Annotated in this window: 20 protein-coding genes; 14 read left to right on the top strand and 6 right to left on the bottom strand. The window is 57.7% G+C overall.

The window, feature by feature from the left end; all coding sequences use genetic code 11:
* The first annotated feature begins 12 nt into the window (after window positions 1-12).
* From ACWKV9_RS16850 to ACWKV9_RS16890, 9 genes are all read left to right on the top strand, one after another.
* The gene (locus tag ACWKV9_RS16850; protein ID WP_483837264.1) at window positions 13-1,233 is read left to right on the top strand and encodes an SfnB family sulfur acquisition oxidoreductase; all 1,221 of its coding nucleotides are present in this window, start codon (window positions 13-15) and stop codon (window positions 1,231-1,233) included.
* Window positions 1,233-2,597 carry an LLM class flavin-dependent oxidoreductase gene (locus tag ACWKV9_RS16855; protein ID WP_483837265.1) on the top strand — a complete coding sequence of 455 codons (1,365 nt, stop codon included), beginning with the start codon at window positions 1,233-1,235 and terminating at the stop codon, window positions 2,595-2,597. The genes ACWKV9_RS16850 and ACWKV9_RS16855 overlap by 1 nt, the downstream gene beginning before the upstream one ends.
* A 146-nt stretch (window positions 2,598-2,743) precedes the next feature.
* On the top strand, window positions 2,744-3,532 hold the full coding sequence (locus ACWKV9_RS16860; RefSeq protein WP_483837266.1) for a MetQ/NlpA family ABC transporter substrate-binding protein: 789 nt from the start codon (window positions 2,744-2,746) through the stop codon (window positions 3,530-3,532).
* A gap of 2 nt (window positions 3,533-3,534) precedes the next feature.
* Window positions 3,535-4,659 carry a methionine ABC transporter ATP-binding protein gene (locus ACWKV9_RS16865; RefSeq protein WP_483837267.1) on the top strand — a complete coding sequence of 375 codons (1,125 nt, stop codon included), beginning with the start codon at window positions 3,535-3,537 and terminating at the stop codon, window positions 4,657-4,659.
* On the top strand, window positions 4,649-5,293 hold the full coding sequence (locus tag ACWKV9_RS16870; RefSeq protein ID WP_483837268.1) for a methionine ABC transporter permease: 645 nt from the start codon (window positions 4,649-4,651) through the stop codon (window positions 5,291-5,293). The genes ACWKV9_RS16865 and ACWKV9_RS16870 overlap by 11 nt, the downstream gene beginning before the upstream one ends.
* 448 nt (window positions 5,294-5,741) lie before the next feature.
* Entirely contained in the window at window positions 5,742-5,996 is a 255-nt protein-coding gene (locus tag ACWKV9_RS16875) for an acyl carrier protein (protein WP_483837269.1), read from the top strand.
* Window positions 5,997-6,060: 64 nt separating this feature from the next.
* The gene (locus ACWKV9_RS16880) at window positions 6,061-6,687 is read left to right on the top strand and encodes a class I SAM-dependent methyltransferase (RefSeq protein WP_483837270.1); all 627 of its coding nucleotides are present in this window, start codon (window positions 6,061-6,063) and stop codon (window positions 6,685-6,687) included.
* A 231-nt stretch (window positions 6,688-6,918) separates the two neighbouring features.
* Window positions 6,919-7,416 (top strand): hypothetical protein, encoded by a 498-nt coding sequence (locus ACWKV9_RS16885; protein WP_483837271.1) that lies wholly within the window; start codon window positions 6,919-6,921, stop codon window positions 7,414-7,416.
* A 358-nt stretch (window positions 7,417-7,774) separates the two neighbouring features.
* Window positions 7,775-8,005 (top strand): ubiquitin-like protein, encoded by a 231-nt coding sequence (locus ACWKV9_RS16890; RefSeq protein WP_483837272.1) that lies wholly within the window; start codon window positions 7,775-7,777, stop codon window positions 8,003-8,005.
* 72 nt (window positions 8,006-8,077) lie between these two features.
* Here ACWKV9_RS16890 and ACWKV9_RS16895 read toward each other — a convergent pair whose 3' ends face one another.
* The 3 genes from ACWKV9_RS16895 to ACWKV9_RS16905 are packed head-to-tail and all read right to left on the bottom strand — an operon-like array spanning window position 8,078 to window position 13,397.
* Window positions 8,078-11,242: an efflux RND transporter permease subunit gene (locus ACWKV9_RS16895; RefSeq protein WP_483837273.1), complete on the bottom strand. Its 3,165-nt coding sequence runs from the start codon at window positions 11,240-11,242 to the stop codon at window positions 8,078-8,080.
* Window positions 11,239-12,309, bottom strand: coding sequence for an efflux RND transporter periplasmic adaptor subunit (locus tag ACWKV9_RS16900; RefSeq protein ID WP_483837274.1), 1,071 nt, complete (start codon window positions 12,307-12,309; stop codon window positions 11,239-11,241). The genes ACWKV9_RS16895 and ACWKV9_RS16900 overlap by 4 nt, the downstream gene beginning before the upstream one ends.
* A complete protein-coding gene (locus tag ACWKV9_RS16905) occupies window positions 12,306-13,397 on the bottom strand; it encodes an efflux RND transporter periplasmic adaptor subunit (protein WP_483837333.1) in 1,092 nt (363 codons plus the stop codon). The genes ACWKV9_RS16900 and ACWKV9_RS16905 overlap by 4 nt, the downstream gene beginning before the upstream one ends.
* A gap of 202 nt (window positions 13,398-13,599) precedes the next feature.
* Here ACWKV9_RS16905 and ACWKV9_RS16910 point away from each other — a divergent pair, with 202 nt between their 5' ends.
* On the top strand, window positions 13,600-14,766 hold the full coding sequence (locus tag ACWKV9_RS16910; protein ID WP_483837275.1) for an AAA family ATPase: 1,167 nt from the start codon (window positions 13,600-13,602) through the stop codon (window positions 14,764-14,766).
* Between the two features lie 15 nt (window positions 14,767-14,781).
* On the opposite strand, the gene ACWKV9_RS16915 is transcribed toward ACWKV9_RS16910, so the two are convergent.
* Window positions 14,782-15,387, bottom strand: a complete 606-nt coding sequence (locus ACWKV9_RS16915; protein WP_483837276.1) for a hypothetical protein — start codon at window positions 15,385-15,387, stop codon at window positions 14,782-14,784.
* Window positions 15,388-15,725: 338 nt separating this feature from the next.
* Between ACWKV9_RS16915 and ACWKV9_RS16920 the strand changes: the two genes are divergently transcribed.
* From ACWKV9_RS16920 to gcvH, 4 genes are all read left to right on the top strand, one after another.
* Window positions 15,726-16,727: an extracellular solute-binding protein gene (locus ACWKV9_RS16920; protein ID WP_483837277.1), complete on the top strand. Its 1,002-nt coding sequence runs from the start codon at window positions 15,726-15,728 to the stop codon at window positions 16,725-16,727.
* A 139-nt stretch (window positions 16,728-16,866) separates the two neighbouring features.
* Entirely contained in the window at window positions 16,867-18,483 is a 1,617-nt protein-coding gene (locus tag ACWKV9_RS16925) for an ABC transporter permease (RefSeq protein ID WP_483837278.1), read from the top strand.
* A gap of 154 nt (window positions 18,484-18,637) precedes the next feature.
* Window positions 18,638-19,720 carry a glycine cleavage system aminomethyltransferase GcvT gene (gcvT, locus tag ACWKV9_RS16930; RefSeq protein ID WP_483837279.1) on the top strand — a complete coding sequence of 361 codons (1,083 nt, stop codon included), beginning with the start codon at window positions 18,638-18,640 and terminating at the stop codon, window positions 19,718-19,720.
* A gap of 46 nt (window positions 19,721-19,766) precedes the next feature.
* Complete coding sequence (gcvH, locus tag ACWKV9_RS16935; RefSeq protein ID WP_483837280.1) at window positions 19,767-20,150, top strand: glycine cleavage system protein GcvH; 384 nt, start codon at window positions 19,767-19,769, stop codon at window positions 20,148-20,150.
* Window positions 20,151-20,307: 157 nt separating this feature from the next.
* On the opposite strand, the gene ACWKV9_RS16940 is transcribed toward gcvH, so the two are convergent.
* Together ACWKV9_RS16940 and ACWKV9_RS16945 are read right to left on the bottom strand one after the other, a co-directional pair.
* Window positions 20,308-20,625 (bottom strand): DUF2388 domain-containing protein, encoded by a 318-nt coding sequence (locus ACWKV9_RS16940; RefSeq protein WP_483837281.1) that lies wholly within the window; start codon window positions 20,623-20,625, stop codon window positions 20,308-20,310.
* A gap of 76 nt (window positions 20,626-20,701) precedes the next feature.
* A complete protein-coding gene (locus ACWKV9_RS16945) occupies window positions 20,702-21,163 on the bottom strand; it encodes a YaiI/YqxD family protein (protein WP_483837282.1) in 462 nt (153 codons plus the stop codon).
* Between the last annotated feature and the right edge of the window lie 99 nt (window positions 21,164-21,262).

Below are 21,262 nucleotides of genomic sequence, written 5' to 3' on the forward strand. Positions count from 1 at the left end.
GGAATCAATGTTATGAGCGTGACTCATCCGCTGTCTGAAACCCAGACGGCTACCCCTATCGTGGTCATCAAAGACGACGAACAAGCGTTGCACATCGCCCATGAGCTGGCAGCTCATTTCAAACAGGACAGCAGCGCACGTGATCGCGAACGCCGCCTGCCCCATGAGGAGTTGGAGCAATTTTCGCGCTCCGGCTTGTGGGGTATCAGCGTGCCGAAAACCTTCGGCGGTGCGGGCGTTTCCTACGTTACATTGGCCGAAGTCATTCGCATTATTTCCGTAGCCGACGGCTCGCTGGGACAAATCCCACAAAACCATTTTTATGCTCTCGAAGTGCTGCGGGTGAATGGCAGCGCCGAGCAACAGCGACGTTTGTACGCTGAAGTTCTGGCAGGCCGGCGCTTCGGTAACGCGCTGGCTGAGCTGGGGACCAAGAACGCCCACGACCGAACCACACGCTTGAGCCGCGACGGTAACGAATTCAGGATCAATGGCCGTAAGTTTTATTCCACTGGCGCGCTGTACGCGCAGCGTATTCCAACATCGGTGATCGACGATGACGGCATTCAGCAACTGGCTTTCGTACCCGCCGATGCGCCCGGCCTGACCGTCATTGATGACTGGAGTGGCTTTGGTCAGCGCACCACTGGCAGCGGCTCGGTGGTGTTCGATAACGTGTTTGTCAGTGCGCAGGATGTAGTGCCGTTTCAAACGGCGTTCGAGCGCCCGACCACCGTTGGCCCGCTGGCGCAAATTCTTCACGCTGCCATCGACACTGGCATTGCCCGCGCTGCTTTCGAAGACGCGCTGCAGTTCGTGCGTACCCGAACCCGACCCTGGATCGATTCAGGTATTGAAAAAGCCGTTGACGATCCGCTGACCCTCCACAGCTTCGGCAAGCTCGGCATCCGCTTGCACGCCGCCGAAGCGCTGCTCGAACGATCTGGCGAATACCTTGATCGCGCCCAGGCTGACAACAGCGCCGATAACGTGGCGGCGGCCTCGATTGCAGTGGCCGAAGCCCGCGCCATCAGCACCGAAGTTTCGCTGGCGGCTGGCAGCACGCTGTTCGAGTTGGCCGGGTCTCAATCAACGCTGGCCGAGCACAATCTGGATCGACACTGGCGCAATGCCCGCGTCCACACACTTCATGACCCGGTGCGCTGGAAATTCCACGCCATCGGCAACTTCTATCTCAATAACGTGAATCCGCCACGTCGGGGGACGATCTGATGAGCAAGAAAAAGATCCTCCTAAACGCGTTCAACATGAACTGCATCGGCCACATCAATCACGGCTTCTGGACCCACCCGCGCGACACCTCGACCCAGTACAAGACCCTGGAATACTGGACTGATCTGGCGAAACTGCTGGAGCGTGGCTTGTTTGACGGTTTGTTCATCGCAGACATCGTCGGCGTGTACGACATCTATCAAAAGTCGGTGGACGTGACGCTTCAGGAGTCAATCCAGCTGCCGGTAAACGATCCACTGCTGCTGGTATCGGCCATGTCTGCGGTCACCCAAAACCTTGGTTTCGGGCTAACGGCCAACCTGACCTACGAAGCGCCGTATCTGTTCGCACGTCGCATGTCGACGCTCGATCACCTGAGCCGGGGTCGTGTGGGCTGGAACATCGTCACCGGTTATCTGGACAGCGCGGCCAAGGCCATGGGCCTGAATGAACAGATCGAGCATGACCGTCGTTACGATCAGGCCGATGAATATCTGGAGGTGCTTTACAAGCTATGGGAAGGCAGTTGGGAAGACGATGCGGTGATCGAGGATCGCGAGGCGCGCGTTTATGCCCAGCCGAGCAAAGTGCATAAGGTTCGGCACAAGGGCGAGTTTTATCAGGTCGAGGGCTATCACTTGTGCGAACCCTCGCCGCAGCGCACGCCAGTGCTGTTCCAGGCGGGCAGTTCGGAGCGCGGTCTGCAGTTCGCAGGCGCCAATGCCGAATGCGTTTTCATCAGCGGCCAGAACAAAACCGCGACCCGTGAGCAGGTCGATAAGGTGCGGGCCGCCGCCCTGGCAGCAGGTCGGAATCCGGACGACATCAAGGTGTTCATGGGCTTGAACGTGATCGTCGGGGCGACCGAAGAAGCCGCGCGCGCCAAGCACGCCGAATACGTTAAATACGCCAGCGCCGAAGCGGGCCTGGCGCACTTTGCGGCGTCAACCGGCATTGATTTCGCTGAATACGAACTGGACGAACCGATCCAGCACGTGAAGGGCAACGCCATTCAATCGGCCACCAAGATCCTCAAGAACAATGACTGGACTCGGCAAAAACTGCTCGACCAACACAAGCTGGGCGGGCGTTACATCACGCTGATCGGCTCGCCCGAGCAGGTGGCCGATGAACTTGAATCCTGGATCGCCGAAACCGGAATGGATGGCTTCAACCTGACGCGCATCGTTACGCCGGAAAGCTATGAGGACTTCATTGACCTGGTGATCCCCGAGCTGCAACGACGGGGCTCGTACAAGACCGCGTATGACAACGGCACCTTGCGCCAGAAGTTGTTTCCCGAGGGCGGCGCGCGCTTGCCGGATCGGCATGCGGGGGCGAGTTTCAGAACACAAAGCAAATAGAACGCACGTCCGCAATCCAACCGTGGGAGCGGACCCGTCCGCGAAGACGTCAGCACATTCAACATCGCTGTCGGGAGGCACACCGCAATCGCGGGCAAGCGCGCTCCTACAGCTTTAATTACCCATTGATCACCGGACTACCGAACATGACAAAAACCCTCATCGCCCTGGCCCTCAGCGTTCTCACTCTGAGCGCCCACGCTGCCGATAAACCCTTGAAAGTGGGCACTACGGCAGCCTTCGCCATCCCGCTGGAAGCCGCCGTGGCAGAGGCCGGTAAACAAGGTCTGAAGGTAGACCTCGTTGAGTTCACCGACTGGATCGCGCCGAACGTCAGCCTCGCGGCAGGCGATATCGATGTTAATTATTTCCAGCACATACCGTTTCTGGAAAACGCCAAAGCAGCCGCCGGATTCAATCTGGTCCCCTACGCGCCGGGCGTGATCAACAACGTCGGCCTGTATTCGAAGAAGTACAAAAGCTTCGATGAGCTGCCAACCGGCGCCACCGTTGCCATCGCCAACGACCCGATCAACAGCGGTCGTGGCCTGCAATTGCTGGCTAAAGCGGGCCTGATCACCCTCAAGCCCGGTGTTGGCTACAAGGCTACCGAAGACGACATCACCGCCAATCCGAAAAAGATCAAACTGATTCAGGTCGAAGCCGTGCAGCTGGTACGTGCTTATGACGATGCCGATCTGGTGCAGGGCTATCCCGCTTACATCCGCCTGTCGAAGACCTTCGACGCAGGCTCCGCCATCCTGTTTGACGGCCTCGATCACCCTGAGTACGTCATTCAGTTCGTGATCAAGCCGGAGAGCAAGGACGACCCGCGCCTGGCCAAATTCATCGACATCTACCAGCACTCGCCGGTTGTTCGCGCTTCTCTGGATAAGGTCAATGGCAGTCTGTACCAAGTCGGCTGGAAGGACTGAACATGAACGCAACGGTACAACGCCAGCTCCCGCTTGAGCCCATAGCCCAACAGGCCGAGCACGCTCAATTGCACCCGGAGAAGAGCCGCGCTCATGTGCGCTTCATCGGGCTGGGCAAGACCTACCAAGGTCAGCAAGGGCCGGTCACCGCGCTGGAAAATATCGATCTGGATATTCAGCGCGGTGAAGTCTTCGGCATCATCGGTCGCAGCGGGGCGGGCAAGTCTTCGCTGATCCGAACCATCAACCGCCTTGAAACACCGAGCACAGGCCGTGTGCTGATTGATCAGGTGGACATCAACGATTTCAACGAAGACAAGCTGGTGGAGCTGCGTCGGCGCATCGGCATGATCTTCCAGCACTTCAACCTGATGTCGGCCAAGACCGTGTGGCAGAACGTCGAGCTGCCATTGAAAGTCGCGGGTGTGCCCGCGGATCAGCGCCAGCGCAAAGTGGCCGAACTGTTGGAATTGGTGGGACTGCAAGACAAGCACAAGGCCTACCCCGCGCAGCTGTCGGGCGGGCAAAAGCAGCGCGTCGGCATCGCCCGGGCGCTGGTGCATGACCCGGCGATTTTGCTGTGCGACGAGGCAACCTCAGCCCTTGATCCGGAAACCACACAATCGATTCTGGGACTGCTGCGGGCGATCAATCAGCGTCTTGGGCTGACGATTATTTTGATCACCCACGAAATGGCAGTGATCCGCGAAATTTGCCACCGCGTTGTAGTGCTTGAACAAGGTCACGTCGTCGAACAGGGCCCGGTGTGGCAAGTGTTCGGCGACCCGCAGCATGAAGTCAGCAAAACCTTGCTCGCCCCGCTGCAACACGGTCTGCCAGAGGACTTGCAGGCACGCCTTCACGCCCACCCGCAGCAGCCTGATGCGGCACTGGTGCTGGACCTGCAATTCAGCGGCGCCGACAACAGCGAGCCTGATTTGGCGGCACTGTTCAGCGCCTTCGGCGGCAAAGTGAGCTTGCTGCACGGCGGTGTCGAGCGCATTCAAGGCCGCGCCTTGGGGCATCTGGTGCTGGCAATTGCTCACTCACCTCTCTCACCGGATGAACTGCTTACCCGCGCTCGCAAACTGGCGCAACACGCGAAGGTACTCGGCTATGTGGTTTGATCGTTTGCTACAGGGCGTCCTCGACACCTTCCTGATGGTGGGTGTGTCATCGCTGATCGCGCTGATACTCGGCATCCCGCTGGCGGTGATTCTGGTCACCAGTGCCAAAGGCGGCATCTATGAAGCGCCAAACCTGAATCGGGTGCTGGGCGCCATCGTCAACGTGTTCCGCTCGGTGCCGTTTCTGATCCTGATGGTGGCGCTGATCCCCTTCACCCGGCTGATCGTCGGCACCACCTACGGCGTCTGGGCTGCCGTGGTGCCATTAACCATCGCCGCAACGCCATTTTTCGCGCGCATTGCCGAAGTCAGCCTGCGGGAAGTTGATCACGGCCTGATCGAAGCCGCGCAAGCCATGGGATGCCGCCGCTGGCACATCGTCTGGCACGTGTTGCTGCCCGAGTCGCTGCCCGGGATCGTCGGCGGTTTCACCATCACCCTCGTCACCATGATCAACTCATCGGCAATGGCTGGCGCTATCGGTGCGGGTGGTTTAGGTGATATCGCCTATCGGTACGGCTATCAGCGCTTCGACACCCAAGTGATGCTGACTGTGATCGTGCTGCTGGTAGCGCTGGTGGCGGTTATTCAGTTGGGCGGGGATCGATTGGCGTTGCGGTTGGATAAGCGGTGAGGGCCACCGCGTCGCCAAGACGCCAAGCCGCAAACTGGCGGTGTGCGGCGGTTTGATTCTGGCCGGAGGCCGTAGGAGCCTGACTTGTCGGCGATCTGCCGGGAACCGGCAGCTAAACCTATGCATGCAGTGTCTGACATGCCGAATACTCCGGTCGGGGGCCGCTGCGCACCCCATCGTCGGCAAGCCGGACTCCTACGCCCTCCGGGCAGACGCAAGGTCGCGGAGCCTTTAAAATCAGCGACATATTTCCTATTCGCGAGGCGGCGAACTCAGGGACGGAAATAATCGTATTTAACGCGCGTAACCGTAATTGAATATCTCCCTTTTTGTAGTACGCATCCGTGAGACGTGAGAGAAAGCTCTCGACGTACGATCAGGCGAAAAACCGGTCAGATGATCGATTACGCTCCCAGCAGGAAGCTACTTCACTGTTCGGAGATAGACCATGGCTGCCGCCCCCAATAAACCCCAGCTCACCCAAGCCATCATTGATTTATTCGTATCAATCATCGGCTTCATTCCCCGCAGTGAAGTCACAGCACAGACCAACTTCATTCACGATTTCGAGATCATCGACGACGACCTCACGTGCTTCATGATGCAGGTGAAATGGCAATATCAACTGCAGGTGGCTCAGTCGGATTGGGAATGCATTGAGACCATTGAGCAGGTAGTGAATTTGGTCATCAGCAAACGCTGAACGATTGATTCATGTACTTGCGGGGGTATATTGACGGCTTCCCACGCTCAGACTGCCGCCCGCCATGAAGCTCGACTCGCAGGACCTCGCTCAGATCACCTCAATCACGCTGGGCAATTACAACAGCACCGCCGAGGGCTTTCGCGAGGGCACCCGCGATCACGACGTGAGCCAGAACATCGACGCGCTGTTGCGGCACATTCAGAATGACAAGCCGTGGCAGATTCTGGATTTCGGTTGCGGGCCGGGGCGGGATCTCAAGACGTTTACCGCCATGGGCCATGTGGCAACCGGGCTTGATGGTTCGGAGCGCTTCGCCGAAATGGCACGCGCCGACAGTGGCTGCGAGGTCCTGCATCAGAACTTCCTCGAACTCGATCTTCCCGTTGAACGCTTCGATGGCATCTTTGCCAACGCCTGTTTGTTTCATATCCCCAATCAGGAGCTGCCGCGGGTGTTGCGTGAGCTGCGTGCCAGCCTGAAACCGGGCGGCGTGCTTTTCAGCTCCAATCCTCGGGGTCATAACCAGGAAGGTTGGAAAGGTGAGCGGTATGGCTCGTATCACGACCTGGCAGCATGGCGCGCACTGCTGACGGAGGCCGGGTTTATTGAGCTGGAACATTATTACCGGCCAACGGGGTTGCCCAGGGAGCACCAGCCTTGGCTGGCGAGTGTCTGGCGCAAAATCTGACTCTTCCTGGTTTAACTATGGTTTTTATTGCATTAAGTATTATTTCCCGTTGACATCTATGACGAGCTGTTATTAAAAGAAGTCTGTCTCCAGGACTTCTATTCGTTAAATTACGTTTAATGACCTAGATCAACAATCGCGCATCTGAACCTGTTTCCTTTTGAAGCACGGATCAGTATCGCGCTGAATTTATCTTGACCTTATTTAACAGCTTAAAATTATAGGTGACTTATGTCCGCAACGATTATGAACAAAGCGACTAACCGATTGGCCAATGGAAATTTTTCGACGAACCAACTGGAGCCCTGGACAGTTTCGACAGAGCGACATCACACGATTCGCAAGGACAACGATGACGAGGGCTACTTCATCCGACTATTACCTGGCACAACACTGGCGCAGAGCATCAAAGGGATCAGCCGACCTGTACGCGCCAGCTTTAAGGTGCGAGCACCCAAAGTTGGCGCCGATGAATTCACCTTTGGCGTGGTTTCTCTGTTCATGGCCGGCGACGCCACTGGAACGCCTGATATACGTGAAGTCAGGGCATCTTCGGAATGGACGAAGAAGGAATACGTGTTCGAACTACCGGCTTTTGATGTGATCGGGTGCAACTTTGCCGTTTCCTGCATGGGGCCGGTAAAGCCCACAGCCAGTCAAGACGATCCAGAGCAGGAGCTGGTGATTAGTTCAATGGATTACAGCGACTTCATTCTTGAATATGTTTGATTTGAATATGTGATTTAACTGGCCGCGCCCATGATTTTCGTGGGTGCGATCGACACACCGAGTAGTCATTCCTTCTGGCTTTATCAATACTCTCCGCCGCCTGTCGATCGTTATGGATCGATTCTCTGATGTAGTACTGGTCCAATAGAGCCAGCAGAAGGTGAAGAGGTCAGATAGCGACTTCGGGGTGGGTTTAGACTGACCAACCCGTTCGTTAATATCAAATCTTTATAAAAACTGGTATTTCTGACAGTAGCGGCGCGCTGATCCGAACTCACATACTCTATTGCACTCAAAACGGACGCAGGAGCGCCGTTTGCCAGCGGCACAAACAAACAAATAGCAAAGGGAGAATACAATGGACTTGTTCATCCGTGATATAACAGGGAAAGTCAAAAAGTTTACCCTGCAAGTGGAACCTTCTTCAACGATCGAGAACATAAAGGTCAAAATATTTGAAGTCACCCAATATGCAACCACCAGTCAAAGATTGATATTTTCCGGAAAGTCATTGGAAGATGGCCGAACATTAAGCGACTACAACATCCAACAGGAATCGACGATACAACTGGTGTTGGCACTGAAGTGATAACCACCTAAACCGGCATCGCCCCAACAGTCTCGCAAGACATCGTTGGAGCGACGCTAGCCCGCGAAGCTGTCACCTCGCAGGCGTTGGCTCCCCGTGATCCTCACCATCCGTGCCCACATCCGCACTGGAATCTGAATCCCCTTCTGTCTTAGCCTTTTTTTCAGCCTCGGCCTTCTGGCGATCTTCATCGCTCGGCTCTCTGATCTTGTACCAGGCCACGTAAAGCGCGGGCAGGAACAACAACGTCAGCAGCGTGGCGATGATGATGCCGCCGATCATGGCGTAGGCCATCGGGCCCCAGAACACTTCGCGGGCGATGGGGATCATGCCGAGACTGGCTGCCGCCGCAGTCAGCAGAATCGGACGACGACGATGCTCGGTCGCTTCCGCCACGGCGTCCCACGGCAGATAACCCGCCTTCTCGTAGGCGTCGATCTGCGTCACTAGAATCACCGAGTTACGGATGATGATGCCGATCAACGCGAGAATCCCGAGAATCGCCACAAACCCCATCGGCGTACCTGTCGGCACCAGCGCCAGAACCACGCCGATCAGTCCCAACGGCGCGACGCTGGCGACCAGGAACATCTTCTGCACGCTGTGCAGCTGAATCATCAAAAACGTCGCCATCAGGAAGATCATCAGCGGCACGACCTTGGCAATCGGACCTTGCGCCTTGCCGCTCTCCTCCACAGTCCCGCCGGTAGCGACTTTGTAGCCGCTCGGCAATCCAGCCGCGAACTTGTCGATATCAGGCTTGAGTTCCTTGACCAAATCAGTCGGTTGCATGTCGTCGCGCACAGCCGCTTTAAGCGTAATGGTCGGCTTGCGATCACGGCGCCACACCAGCGGCTGCTCCAGCTCGTATCGCACCGTCGCAAACGCCAGCAACGGAATCGATGTGCCGCTCGGCGTCACGATCTGCAGGTTTTGCAGAGTTTCAGGCGACCCGCGTTCAGCGTCTTCGGCGCGCCCGACTACGTTGATCAGGTAAATATCATCACGCACCTGCGTCACTGCCGAACCGGTGACGATGCTGTTCATCAACTGCGCGACGTCCTCGGAAGACAACCCCAGCTGACGTGCCTTGTCTTGATTGATGTCGATACGCAGCACTTTGCCCGGCTCGTTCCAGTCGTAGATCATCTCGCCGATGTGCTGGTTTTTGTCGAGCAGGGTCGCCAGATCAATTGCGTGCTGGCGCACCTTGTCGATGTTTTCGCCGCTCACCCGATACTGAATCGGACGCCCCACCGGCGGCCCCATTTCCAGCGCTTGCACGTAGGTGCCGATGCCGACGAAGTCCTTGCGCAGCGTCTGTTTCAAGCGTTCGGTCAACGCACCACGTTCTTCCAGCCCTTTGCTGACGATCACCAGCTGCGCGTAGTACGGATTCTCAAGCTGTTGGTCCAGTGGCAGATAAAAACGCAGCGCGCCCTGGCCAATGTAAGTGCTCCAACGAACGATATCGGGATCATCCTTGAGCGTGGCTTCCAGACGGTCCACCGCTTTACGCGTCTCGTTGATCGAGGCGTTTTGCGGCAGGTTCAGGTCCACCAGGATTTCGGGCCGATCTGAGGAGGGGAAGAATTGGTTCTGCACAAAACGCATGCAAAACAGCGAAACGGCAAAGATCAGGATCGTGATGATGATGGTCAGCCAGCGATGCCGCATGGCCCAAAACATACTGCCGTTAAAGGCCCGTGCAATACGGCCGGGCTTGGCGTGCTCATCTTTCTTCTTCACGTTTGCACTGAGAATGTGAACGCCGATGACCGGCGCAAACAACACCGCCACCACCCACGACACCAGCATCGCCACGGCAATCACCGCGAACAGCGTGAAGGTGTACTCCCCCGCCGAGCTTGCGTTGAGGCCGATCGGCACAAAGCCTGCGACGGTCACCAGCGTGCCGGTGAGCATCGGGAACGCAGTGGAGGTATACGCAAACGTCGCGGCTTGCTCTTTGGTGTCGCCCATTTCCAGGCGCGTGACCATCATCTCCACCGTGATCATGGCATCGTCGACCAGCAGACCGAGCGCGATGATCAGAGCACCCAACGAGATCCGCTGCATGGTGATGCCGCTGTATTCCATGAATACAAAAACCATGGCCAGCACCAGCGGAATCGAGCACGCCACGACCAAACCGGCGCGCATTCCGAGACTGATGAAGCTGACGATCAACACAATCACCACAGCTTCGAACAGCGCACTGGTGAAACCGCCAACAGCTTTTTCAACCACCTGCGCCTGATCCGACACGTTGTGCACGCCCACGCCAATAGGCAAGTCGCCGGTGGCTGAGTCCATTTTCGTGTGCAGCGCTTTGCCGAATTCCTGGACGTTGCCACCCTTCTTCATGGCGATGGCCAAACCAATCGCTGGCTTGCCGTTGTAGCGGAACAGTGGCTTGGGTGGATCGACGTATCCACGGGAAACTTCGGCAATATCACTCAAGCGATAGAAGCGATCATTGAGCCGCAGGTTCACGGCGGCCAGGTCCTTTTCCGACTCAAACTGGCCGGAGGTGCGCACGGAAATCCGCTCAGGCCCCGCCTCGATCACCCCCGCTGGCGTCACGGTATTCTGCGACTGCAGGCTTTGCACCACTTGGCGCTGATCCAGCCCGAGCGCGGCCAGCTTGCGGGTGGAGAAATTGAGGTACAGCACCTCATCCTGCTGACCCACCATTTCAACCTTGCCAAGCCCCGGCACATCACGGATCTGCACGCGGACTTCTTCGACGTAATCGCGCAGCTGGCGCATGGTCAGGCCGTCGGCGGTGAACGCGTAGATCGAGCCGTAAACATCACCGAACTCATCGTTGAACGCCGGGCCTTGTAACCCCTGCGGGAACTGCCCGCGAATGTCGTCGATCTTCTTGCGCACCTGATACCAGATGTCCGGAATCGCCTTGGCATCGGTGGTGTCGCGCAGGTAAACGAAAACGGTAGATTCACCGGGCCGGGTGTAGCTCTTCACGTAATCGAGAGAGTCCAGCTCTTCGAGCTTCTTCTCGATGCGGTCGGTAACCTGTTCCAGCGTTTCATCTACCGTCGCGCCAGGCCAGCGGGTCTGGATGACCATCGTCTTGATGGTGAAGGACGGATCTTCCTCGCGCCCAAGGTTCATGTAGGAAAACACGCCCATCAGCAGGCCGACGAACATCAGGTACCAGACGAAGGATTGGTGTTTAAGCGCCCAATCGGAGAGGTTGAACTTCCCTTTCATTTCGGGCTTTCCTTATCGACTTTTACTTTCTGCCCCGGCTTGAGGCTGTTCACCCCGGCGGTGACCACCCGCTCGCCAGACTTCACGCCCCCGGCTAGCACGATGCGCTCATCCTCTCGGCTGAGCACTTTGACCTCACGCGGCGACACGGTCTGATTCTGCATGTCGATGGTCCAGATTTGCATCTTGCCGTCGACTTCTTGCAGGGAGGTGGCAGGCAATTCGATGCGCGGCTCAATGGCTGAACTGGCGGTCACGCTGATCGCAGTACCCAGCCGGAACGCGGCTGGCGTATCGGCCAGCGTCAAACGGGCACGGCGAGTGCGGGTGCTGCGCTCGGCTTGCGGCTCCAGCTCTCTAACGGTCGCGGTGGTATTGATGCTGGGTTCCAACTGGCTCGCGACGGTAAACACCACGTCGGGCGGCAATTGGTCCGCCAGCCCGGCAGGCAGATCGATCACAGCTTCTTTGATATCGGGACGCGCCAGCGTGACCACCTGCTCCCCGGCGCTGACTACCTGACCGGCCTCGACCTTCCATTCGGTAACTACGGCATCATGATCGGTGCGCAGCTCGCTGTAGCTCAGTTGATCCTTGGCCTGTTGCAGCGCGGCCTTACCCTGATCGTAAGAAGATTGTGTGGTTTTCAGATCCGTCACAGCGACATCCAAAGCCGCCTGCGCGCCCACACCGCGATCAAACAGTTCTTGCTGACGCCGAGCGTTGGCTTGGGCATTGATGAGTTGCGCCTCGACGCGAGCCAGATCGCCTTGGGTGGAGCGGACCTGATTCTGTTGATCGGTGGGATCAAGTACGGCCAGTAAGTCACCCTTCTTGACCTCACTGCCGACATCCACCTTGCGCTGCGCGATCCTGCCAGAAACCCGAAAACCGAGGGTGCTTTCATAGCGGGCGGCAATGTTGCCGGCAAAGCGGCCCAAGCTTTGTTCGGACTGGGATTGCACCTCGACAAACAACACCGGACGCACCGGCTCAGGCGGGGGCTCATCCTTGCCACATGCGCTCAACAACGCACCGACCAGCACAACACCGGTAAGGCGCTTCATGGCTGCGCTCCTGCGGCCGGCTTGTAGACTTCGGCCAACTCGACCTGCATGTCCGGGTGTAGCAACTGTCCGCCGGCAACCACAACTTTATCTCCGTTTTTCAAGCCATCGCTGACCACGATCTTGCTGGTCAGATAACGACCAACCGTCACTGCGCGCAGGTTGGTTTTGTTCTGGTCATCGACGACCCACACCGCAGGCTGTCCCAATTGGTCGCCCAAACCTTTGGTCAGCGCGGACCACGGCAGTTCCACACTGGTCTTGGCTGGGACCGTCAGCGCTGCGCTGACCACCGAGCCCAACTCCATGCCAGTGGGAAGTGAACTCAAAGCGATCTTCACTTGCAGGGTGCCGGTCTGGGCGGACACTGCAGGGGTGACTTCGCGGACCCTGCCAGACGTTTTGATTTTCGGGTCATCAAGCAGGGTCACGTCCACCGGTTGGTCTGTCGGCGGATCGACAAACAACGACTCGTAAACGTTGAACACCGCATCCCGGTCGCCGTCGCGGGCGAGGCTGAAAATGGGTGCTGTCGCCTGCACCACCTGCCCGACTTCGGCCTGACGCGCAGTGATGATGCCCGGTGCATCAGCAACCAACGCGGTGTAGCTCAATTGCTCCCGCGCATTGGCCAACTGCGCCTGCGCAGCCTTGAGCGCGCTTTGGCTGCTACGCAACGCCGCTTGCGCGGAATCATATTCGCTGTGGCTGGTGTAGCCCTTGGGCAGCAGCTTTTGCTGACGAACGAACGCGGCGCTGGTTTGCTTAACCCGGGCCTGCTCAGCGGCTTCGGCGGCGATGGCCGAATCGACATTGGTCTGCAAATCTTTGGGATCGAGTTTGGCGAGCACTTGTCTGGCTGAAACCCTGTCGCCGACGTCCACCATGCGCTGGATGATTTTACCGCTGACGCGGAATGACAATTGCGTCTGTACCCGCGCCTGGACATCGCCCGTGAGCGCTACCGCGGCGGCGTATTCGGTGGTTTTGACTTCCTGAATCTGCACCCGTGGAAGCTCGGGCTCTTGCGGCTTTTCTTTGCCACAACCGGCAAGAATCGCCAGGCACAAGACAGCGCCGACAAACATCAGGCCAGGACGTAGAAAAATGGGTTGAGCAGGCATGCAAACTCCTTGTGCCAATGCCGTTGGCTGTCACGCTCCGAGTCGGATACTCCAGGAGGCGATCGCGCTGTGATCATGCGACTCTGAGCGTAGATCAGGGTTCCTTGCGCGACTAAACTCCCTTGATGTTGATCGGTCCACAGCCATTACCGCCACGGAAGCGCCCATGCTCACAACCCTTGCCATCGCCAACTATCGCTCGGTCAACACATTGGTGGTGCCGCTCGAAAGGCTCAACCTGATCACCGGCCCCAATGGCAGCGGCAAGTCTAACGTCTATCGCGCCTTGCGCTTACTGGCAGAAACCGCCGGAGGCGGCGTGATTAATGCGCTGGCTCGGGAAGGCGGGCTGGACTCAACGTTTTGGGCGGGGCCGGAAAACATCAGCCGTCGCATGCGCAACGGCGAAGTCGAGATTCAGGGCGGTCCGCGCAAAGACGTGAAGCGACTGCGCCTTGGCTTCGCCGCTGAAAACTTCAGCTACGCGATTTCCCTGGGCCTGCCACCGCCACCCGGAGCGCCTACAGCGTTTTCCCTGGACCCTGAAATCAAGCGCGAATGCATCTGGGCCGGACCGCTGTATCGACCGGCCAGCTTATTGGTGGATCGCAAGGGACCGATGGTGCGCACGCGCGAAGGTCGGGAGTGGGACGTGTTGGCGCAAAGCCTGCCGACGTTCGACAGCCTGTTTGATCAAGTCGGCAGCCTTCGCTCGTCGCCGGAAGTCCTGCGATTGCGCGAAAGCATCCGTGGCTGGCGCTTTTATGATCACTTTCGCAGCGACACCGACGCGCCAGCCCGCCAACCCCAGCTTGGCACCCGCACGCCAGTGCTACACCATGACGGCCGCGACCTAGCTGCCGCATTGCAGACCATCCGCGAGATCGGGGAGCCCCAAGCGCTGGACGCAGCGATCAGCGACGCGTTCCCCGGTGCCTGTGTGAAAATCAACGCCGCGGCAGGCGGCCATTTCGCCATCGAGTTTTATCAGCAGGGATTGTTGCGACCTCTGTCGGCTGCGGAATTATCGGACGGCACCTTGCGCTATCTACTCCTGATCGCGGCGCTACTAACCCCTCGGCCACCTACCATGATGGTGATGAACGAGCCGGAAACCAGCCTTCACCCCGACCTGCTGCCTGCGTTGGCGCGATTGATCATTCGGGCATCTCAAAATTGCCAGGTCTGGGTCGTCTCCCACGCCAGCCGCTTGATTGCCGCACTTGAGCAAGACCCCGCATGCAACTCCATCGTCCTGGAAAAAAACCTTGGCCAGACAGGCATCGTCGGCCAAGGAATGCTTGATCAACCCGCCTGGCATTGGCCGGATTGAGCCGTGAGCTGAACTTCAGCTACCGCTTATCACGCCGGTGTTTGAATGAGGCCAGAAGCTGACGCATGATAGTTTCCCGTCAATACCGTTGACTTTTTTTCCGAACCAATAAATCAGTCCAGGGCTCATTTCTGATCCAGCAGGAACATTGGGTTCAAAGGTGCCGACAGGACCGAATGTAAGATTCGGCGCCATAATATTGTATTGGTAATTGTCGTCGCTGTACCTCGCGGCGTCATTGCACTTGGAATCAAAAAAACCAACGGTTATTCCGCTTGCTGTGCCTTGGAGTTTGAATCCCAAAGCTTCATCGTTTTTGCACCCATACCCATTGCTGTCCATCCTGACAGCCACTTCCGATGAGGAGCTTGTCATTAGGGGCACAGGAATAGTGCAATGAATGATCCATTCTCTTTGATTTGAACCCTGACTAGGGTAATCATATTCCCATAACTCGAGGGTTCCTCTGGTTTCCATCGGCACCGGCGGTGCAACTTCCGGGTTAGTGGCCGCTGACACCTGCGTCACTAATGGCAAAGTTAAAACCATCATAATACTAAAAAGCTTTAATGCACTTCCGCCGCCTGTAACTTTCACTTCCTTTACATTCGAAATAGACATTTTTTTCACCTGCACAGTTGGTAACAATGGACAATTAACTACCGAATGGACGTACAAACCAACTAAGCGCCCTATGCCACAAAGTTACAACTGTCACAAATGACAGTTATCTAGATCATATTGAAATAATGAATCGTTCAAGAATCGCGAACTGAATCATTGGGCTCGACGCGTCTAAATTAAGAGGTCGCGGGCATAAGGGGGCAAGCGTGCTTCTGCAGTCGTCGCGGCGGCGGGAGCTTGGCAACATCTCGTAACGCCTCCATCCCGAGTTCGGTTGAGATGCCAAATGTGATTCACTACCATTTCGCCTCAATTCGCAATTACGAGACCTCACCATGCAGGCGAGCAAGCGTTTACTGGCTGTTCTGGCACTGACTGTGCTCGGCAGCACCGCCCAAGCCGCAGACGAAGTGGTGGTCTATTCATCACGTATCGATGAACTGATCAAACCGGTTTTTGATGCCTACACCGCCAAGACCGGCGTGAATATCAAGTTCATTACCGATAAAGAAGCCCCGCTGATGCAGCGCATCAAGGCCGAGGGCGAAAACGCCACCGCTGACCTGCTGCTGACCGTCGACGCTGGCAATCTGTGGCAAGCTGAGCAAATGGGCATTCTTCAGCCCTTCACCTCCCCCGTCATCGACCAAAACATCCCGTCGCAATACCGCTCTTCCAGCCACAGCTGGACTGGTTTGAGTTTGCGCGCGCGAACCATCGCCTATTCGACCGACCGCGTTAAGCCTGCTGAACTGACCACGTACGAAGCGCTGGCAGATAAACAATGGGAAGGCCGTTTGTGCCTGCGCACGGCCAAGAAGGTCTATAACCAGTCACTGACCGCCACGCTGATTGAAACCCACGGCGCCGAGGCATCGGAGAAGATCCTCAAAGGTTGGGTCAATAACCTGTCCACTGACGTGTTTTCCGATGACATCGCGGTACTGGAAGCCATCAACGCTGGGCAATGTGACGTCGGCATCGTTAATACCTATTACTTTGGCCGTCTACACAAACAAAATCCCGAGCTGGCCGTACGGTTGTTCTGGCCGAATCAGTCGGACCGTGGCGTGCATGTGAATCTGTCCGGTATCGGCCTGACCAAATATGCGCCACACCCTGACGCCGCAAAGGCGTTGGTCGAGTGGATGACCGGCCCGGACGCGCAGAAGATTTTTGCCGGGACCAATCAGGAGTTCCCGGCCAACCCGAAAGTGGCACCGTCGGAAGAAGTGGCGAGCTGGGGCGAATTCAAGGCCGACACCATCCCGGTTGAAGTTGCCGGCAAGCGCCAGGCCGAAGCGATTCGCATGATGGATCGGGTGGGTTGGAATTAACTAAATTTCGCTGATCTATTGTAGGAGCGCGCTTGCCCGCGATTAAGGAGTGTCAGGCAACATATTCGTCTCTGACACAACACTTTCGCGGGCAAGCGCGCTCCTACAGTTTGTATCCCACGTAAACCGAGAACACCCCTTGGCCCATCCCCCCCAACGCCGCTGGTACCCCCTGGTTTTCACCATCGCCGCGCTGGTGCTTCTGCCGCTGAGCGTCTTGCTGTTTTCATGGCAAACCATCGATCACGAAATCTGGTCGCACCTGTGGGAAACCCAGATGCTGCGCCTGTTAGGCAACACGCTGACTCTTGTGCTGGGCGTCGGGACAGGCGTCACGCTGCTCGGCGTCAGCCTTGCGTGGCTGACCAGTCTGTGTGAATTCCCCGGCCGACGTTGGCTCGACTGGGCGCTGATGCTGCCGTTCGCGATCCCTGCTTATGTGCTGGCTTTTGTATTCGTCGGGCTGCTTGATTTCGCAGGCCCGGTTCAAACCCTGTTGCGCGAATGGTTTGGTACCGGTCTGCGACTGCCTCGAGTGCGATCCACTGGCGGGGTGATCATCGTCCTGGTGCTGGTCTTTTACCCGTACGTTTACCTGCTGGCACGTACGGCGTTTCTTGCCCAGGGCAAAGGCTTGATGGAGGCAGCGCGCATGCTTGGGCAAACACCCTGGCAGGCCTTCTGGCGTGTCGCGTTGCCCATGGCGCGCCCAGCGATCGGTGCTGGCGTAGCCTTGGCGCTGATGGAAACCCTGGCTGATTTCGGCGCAGTAGCGGTGTTCAATTTCGACACCTTCACCACCGCCATTTACAAAACCTGGTATGGCTTCTTTAGCCTGTCGACCGCCGCGCAGCTGGCAAGTTTGCTGCTGCTGGCCGTGATGCTGGTGCTGTACGGTGAACACCGCGCCCGTGGCGCGAGCCGCCCAACCAATGAGCGGCCACGAATAAAAGCGCTCTATCACCTGCGGGGCTGGAAAGCGCTGGCCGCGACGTTCTGGTGTGGGCTGGTGTTTACCTGCGCGTTTGCAGTACCGATGCTGCAACTGATCGTGTGGGTGTGGCAGCGCGGCCGCTTCGACCTGGACGAGCGCTACACCGGACTGATCCTGCACACCCTTTATCTAGGCGCGATTGCGGCATTGATCACGGTCAGCGTGGCGTTGATTCTGGTATTCGCTCGCAGGCTGGCACCGACCCAAGGCATCCGAACAGGCGTAAGTCTGGCCAACATCGGGTACGCGTTGCCCGGCTCGGTGCTGGCGGTGTCGATCATGCTGGCGTTCAGTTATCTGGACCGCGAACTGGTGGTGCCGCTTTCGGGCTGGCTGGGCGGAGCAGGCAAACCGCTGCTGCTGGGCAGTCTTGCAGCATTAGTGCTCGCCTATTTGGTGCGCTTCATCGCCGTGGCTTATGGACCGCTTGAAAGCAGTCTGGCGCGTATTCGTCCTTCACTGCCGGAAGCGGCACGCAGCCTGGGGGTCAGTGGGCCGCGATTGTTTTTCAAAGTGTATCTGCCGCTGTTGATGCCGGGCGCGCTCAGCGCAGCGCTGCTGGTTTTCGTCGATGTGCTCAAAGAAATGCCTGCCACCCTGCTTATGCGTCCGTTTGGATGGGACACCCTGGCTGTGCGCATTTTCGAAATGACCAGTGAAGGCGAGTGGGCCAGAGCCGCATTGCCCGCACTCACCTTGGTGCTTGTCGGTTTACTACCGGTGATTGGCTTAATCAGACGTTCGGCCAGACCGATCGGCTAGGTGCGGGGTCACAACCTTGCGGCTACAATGCGCCGCAATCGGTGCGGTCTGTCAGACGTTTCGCATGCCTACAACAGCGGTATACCCCAGTCTACGGGGGGAATGCTCGCGTTCTGGCTGTCCGCACCTTCGCCACGCCCGGAAGGAGAAACCCATGGGACAGCGTACGCCGCTCTTTGACCTGCACCTCGCCCTCGGCGCGAAGCTGGTTGATTTTGGTGGTTGGGATATGCCGTTGCACTACGGTTCACAAGTAGAAGAGCACCATCAGGTGCGCAAGGACTGTGGAATTTTTGACGTGTCGCACATGCGCGTCATCGACGTTTCCGGCAGTCAGGCAAAGGCCTGGCTGCAATACCTGTTGGCCAATGACGTCGACAGGCTCAAGCAAACCGGCCGCGCGTTGTACAGCGCGATGCTGGGCACCGATGGCGGGATCATTGACGACATGATCGTCTACCTCACCGACAGCGGTTACCGACTGGTGGTCAATGCTGCCACCGGCGCCAAGGATCTGGCCTGGATGCAAGCGCATCTGGACGGCTTCGACGTGCAACTCAATCAACGTTCTGAACTGGCCATGCTGGCGATTCAAGGCCCGCATGCGCGTCATAAAATCGCTGAACTGGTCACCCAGGCGCGAGCCGAACTCATTCATCAACTCAAACCGTTCGAAGGCCGCGCCCAAGGCGACTGGTTCATCGCGCGCACCGGTTATACCGGCGAAGACGGGCTGGAAATCATTCTTCCCGCCGAACAGGCCCCCGGTTTTTTCAATGACATGGTAGGCGCCGGTATTTCACCCATTGGTCTGGGCGCGCGCGATACCCTGCGCCTGGAAGCGGGCATGAACCTGTATGGTCAGGACATCGATGAGCAGGTATCGCCCTTGGTTTCCAACATAGGCTGGACAGTCGCGTGGCAACCTGCGGACCGGGACTTCATCGGCAGAGCCGCCCTGGAAGCCGAACAAGCCAAAGGTGCGACGTCCAAACTGGTGGGTTTAGTGCTGGAGGAGCGCGGTGTTTTGCGCGCCCATCAGGTTGTCCGAATAGCAGAAGTTGGCGAAGGGGAGATCACCAGTGGTAGTTTTTCTCCTACGCTAAGCAAGTCGATTGCCTTGGCCCGTGTTCCAATGGCCACCGCCGACCGCGCCGAGGTAGAGATTCGCGGCAAGTGGTATCCGGTTCGAGTGGTACAACCGACGTTTGTGCGTCACGGCAAGGCCCTAATCTAAACTCCCTGGCGGGTTTCTCCGCTGACTTGATGTAGAGGATGACTAAATGAGCAATATTCCCGCCGACCTCCGTTTCGCCGAAAGCCACGAATGGGCGAAACAAGAGGGTGATCTGATCGTCGTCGGTATTTCCGACCACGCGCAGGAAGCGCTGGGTGATGTGGTATTCGTTGAGCTGCCGGAAATCGGCAAGGTGTTCGCGGCGGGCGATGCCGCTGGCGTGGTTGAGTCGGTTAAAGCCGCTTCCGATATCTACTCACCGGTCGGTGGCGAAGTGGTTGAAGTCAATGACGCGCTGGGCACCTCGCCGGAAGAGCTTAACAATACGCCATACGAATCCTGGATCTTCAAGGTCAAGCCAAGCGCTGCCGACGCTGATCTGGCGAAGCTGCTGGACGCTGCGGCTTACAAATCGGCAATCGGCGAGTAAGTGCCGACTGCACTCTGTAGGAGCGAACTTGTTCGCGAAGCGCTCTGACTGACACACCTCATCAACCGCTTCGCCAACACGCTGGCTCCTACAGAGGCCAGATAAAAAAATGCCGCTCAAGTGAGCGGCATTTTTCATTCCTGCGAAACAGAGCGATTTACTGCTCAGCCACCAGATTCTTCGCCAGAATCGCGTTTGCCAAGTCCATGTCCGAGGCATTCAGGCTTGGGTTGTCGTGACGAACCTGCACCATCGCAGCTTCCAGGAATGGACCCCGGATCGCGCCGTTGCTGGCGACATAGCTGCCGGCATCATCTTGTGCCGCGACAATCAGTTTGTGGTGCCTGAAGGTCAGGTACGTGGAGCCCGTGGTAGCGCCCGAAGAGAGCACATCACGCAAAAAGCCGTCAGCCATGGCTGAACCGATCGGAAGGGAGAGCAAAGCCAACGTGGCAACAGCAAGTTTAAGACGCATGACGGGGTTACTCCGACTTTGGATGTTCTGAAATGGTTTGATACGTGAAGGCGGTGTCTAGTTCCGTAGTGGCCAATTAGCCAGCAAACTCACGCACCAACCGCGTCAGAATTCGGTCCAGGGAGTTGGCGAACGCCTGCTTCTCTCGATCGCCATAGGTGCCCTGCCCGCCACCCACTTGCCCTTGCTCGCGCAGGTCAGTGAACAGATTGCGTACCGCCAGCCGATCACCCATGTTCTGGGCGTCGAACTCCTTGCCGCGCGGGTCGAGCGCGGCGACCCCCTTCTTCACCAGCCTGTCCGCCAGCGGCACGTCACTGCAGATCACCAGCTCGCCAGGCACAGCGTGTTCCACCAGGTAATCATCGGCCGCGTCAGGGCCGCTGGGCACGACGATCAATTTGACGATCGCGTAAGTCGGTTTGATCTGACTCTGCCCCGCCACCAGCACCACTTCGAACTGCCGCTTCAAAGCAAACTTGATGACTTGATCCTTCGCCGCCTTGGGGCAGGCGTCGGCATCGATCCAGACGCGCATGGGTACACTCCGCTATGGCTGGCCGGATCGCGATATCAGCAAGACGATCCGAGCAAAGAGCGCAGGATACCGGTTTTGCAACCGGCATCGCTTACAGCC

This window comes from Pseudomonas corni (genome assembly GCF_057128765.1).

Bases quoted from the DNA above. Each gene is read 5' to 3' on its own strand.
- ACWKV9_RS16865 (WP_483837267.1), top strand. From the start codon at position 3,535: ATGAACGCAACGGTACAACGCCAGCTCCCGCTTGAGCCCATAGCCCAA.
- ACWKV9_RS16885 (WP_483837271.1), top strand. From the start codon at position 6,919: ATGTCCGCAACGATTATGAACAAAGCGACTAACCGATTGGCCAATGGA.
- ACWKV9_RS16920 (WP_483837277.1), top strand. From the start codon at position 15,726: ATGCAGGCGAGCAAGCGTTTACTGGCTGTTCTGGCACTGACTGTGCTC.
- ACWKV9_RS16880 (WP_483837270.1), top strand. From the start codon at position 6,061: ATGAAGCTCGACTCGCAGGACCTCGCTCAGATCACCTCAATCACGCTG.
- ACWKV9_RS16850 (WP_483837264.1), top strand. From the start codon at position 13: ATGAGCGTGACTCATCCGCTGTCTGAAACCCAGACGGCTACCCCTATC.
- ACWKV9_RS16945 (WP_483837282.1), bottom strand. From the start codon at position 21,163: ATGCGCGTCTGGATCGATGCCGACGCCTGCCCCAAGGCGGCGAAGGAT.
- ACWKV9_RS16860 (WP_483837266.1), top strand. From the start codon at position 2,744: ATGACAAAAACCCTCATCGCCCTGGCCCTCAGCGTTCTCACTCTGAGC.
- ACWKV9_RS16910 (WP_483837275.1), top strand. From the start codon at position 13,600: ATGCTCACAACCCTTGCCATCGCCAACTATCGCTCGGTCAACACATTG.
- ACWKV9_RS16895 (WP_483837273.1), bottom strand. From the start codon at position 11,242: ATGAAAGGGAAGTTCAACCTCTCCGATTGGGCGCTTAAACACCAATCC.
- ACWKV9_RS16940 (WP_483837281.1), bottom strand. From the start codon at position 20,625: ATGCGTCTTAAACTTGCTGTTGCCACGTTGGCTTTGCTCTCCCTTCCG.
- ACWKV9_RS16915 (WP_483837276.1), bottom strand. From the start codon at position 15,387: ATGTCTATTTCGAATGTAAAGGAAGTGAAAGTTACAGGCGGCGGAAGT.
- ACWKV9_RS16905 (WP_483837333.1), bottom strand. From the start codon at position 13,397: ATGTTTGTCGGCGCTGTCTTGTGCCTGGCGATTCTTGCCGGTTGTGGC.
- ACWKV9_RS16900 (WP_483837274.1), bottom strand. From the start codon at position 12,309: ATGAAGCGCCTTACCGGTGTTGTGCTGGTCGGTGCGTTGTTGAGCGCA.
- gcvH (WP_483837280.1), top strand. From the start codon at position 19,767: ATGAGCAATATTCCCGCCGACCTCCGTTTCGCCGAAAGCCACGAATGG.
- ACWKV9_RS16855 (WP_483837265.1), top strand. From the start codon at position 1,233: ATGAGCAAGAAAAAGATCCTCCTAAACGCGTTCAACATGAACTGCATC.
- ACWKV9_RS16875 (WP_483837269.1), top strand. From the start codon at position 5,742: ATGGCTGCCGCCCCCAATAAACCCCAGCTCACCCAAGCCATCATTGAT.
- ACWKV9_RS16870 (WP_483837268.1), top strand. From the start codon at position 4,649: ATGTGGTTTGATCGTTTGCTACAGGGCGTCCTCGACACCTTCCTGATG.
- gcvT (WP_483837279.1), top strand. From the start codon at position 18,638: ATGGGACAGCGTACGCCGCTCTTTGACCTGCACCTCGCCCTCGGCGCG.
- ACWKV9_RS16890 (WP_483837272.1), top strand. From the start codon at position 7,775: ATGGACTTGTTCATCCGTGATATAACAGGGAAAGTCAAAAAGTTTACC.